Annotated in this window: 1 protein-coding gene; it reads left to right on the top strand. The window is 28.0% G+C overall.

All coding sequences use genetic code 11. From position 1 onward, the window contains the following. The first annotated feature begins 121 nt into the window (after positions 1-121). Positions 122-1,324, top strand: coding sequence for a transposase (locus L3B96_RS27080; protein WP_238949058.1), 1,203 nt, complete (start codon positions 122-124; stop codon positions 1,322-1,324). The last annotated feature ends 56 nt before the right edge of the window (positions 1,325-1,380 follow it).

Genomic DNA, 1,380 nt, shown 5'->3' with positions numbered 1-1,380 from the left:
CTATAATAGTGCAAAAATGCTTGAATAATTTTACAACTGAATAAAATAAAAAAACATTTATGATAAATCCTTGTTATAATTGAGTTACCACACAACAATGACAGCAAGGAGCTATACATAAATGTTTCAGAACACAATTATATCAGATGAGCTATTAATATACAAATTTTTTAAACATTTAAATTTTGATTTTTACTTAACTAAGCCTCAATTAAGACATTTAGAAAATATGATGAATGCTATGATATCAAAAGGTTATAATGGTAAAATTTCCGACATAGCGGAGCTTGTTCCTTCAAAGCATCGAACTAGTATTACTAGATTTCTTTCAAATAGTAATTGGGATGAAAAACTTTTAGAAAGAGCATTAAAAGCATATATCATAGAACTTATTTGGGCTAAATCAAGAGAATCCAGACAGCCAATATACTTTATTATTGATGATACTATTTCTGAAAAGACAAAGCCCTCGTCAAAGGCTAAAAATCCAATTGAAAAGTGTTCATTTCATAATTCTCACTTAAAAGGTAAGAATGTATATGGTCATCAAATAGTAGTTTCTTTACTATCGTGTAACGGATTAGTGCTACCATACTCAATTGATATCTATGATAAAGAATCTATGAGTAAAATAGAATTAACTAAAAAATTAATTGTAACACTTCCAAAGCCTGAAAATAAGGGCTATGTGTTAGCTGATAGTTGGTATAGTTGTAAGGATATTTTTAATGCTTCTGAAAAAGCTGGATATAGTTATATTGGTGCTTTAAAAACTAATAGAGTTATTTTTCCAAAAGACCATGAAAGACTAGGAATAAAACTTCATAAGTTTGCTACATTATTAAATATTGAAGACTTTGACCTCGTCACCGTCAAAGACAAGCAATACTATATTTACAATTATGTTGGCAACTTAAAAGATAGAAAAAATGTGTCTATTGTTTTAAGTTATCCTAAAGATGCTTTTCAAAAAGATGGAGCATTAAAAACTTTTATTTCCTTAGAAAAATTATTAGGTCCGTTAGAGATCTTAACTCAATATACCGACCGTTGGGCGATTGAACCATTTTTTAGAGATTGCAAAACTTACTTAGGACTCGATGGATATCAAGTAAGAAGTGATAAAAGCATAAATAGATATCTAGTAATAATGTTAATAAATTATACTTATTGCAAAATATACTGTAATGATTCTCTTCACTTTAATACTGGATATAGAGCTGCTAAGAAAAATTTAGAAAAGTCTAAAGTAATATATATTTACAAAGCTGCCGCAAGCGGTACGCCGATAGAAAAAATTTTTGAGTTATTAAAAATAGTTTAGGAATCGGCTTTTTTATTTAACTGTAAAATTATTCAAGTAAAAATGCACTATTATAG

The sequence above is a fragment of the Clostridium sp. YIM B02569 genome (assembly GCF_022320765.1).
GTDB classification, from domain to species: Bacteria; Bacillota; Clostridia; order Clostridiales; family Clostridiaceae; genus Clostridium; species Clostridium beijerinckii.
The sequence above is the reverse complement of the archived record's forward strand: the minus strand, read 5'-3'. Positions and strand labels throughout refer to the sequence as shown.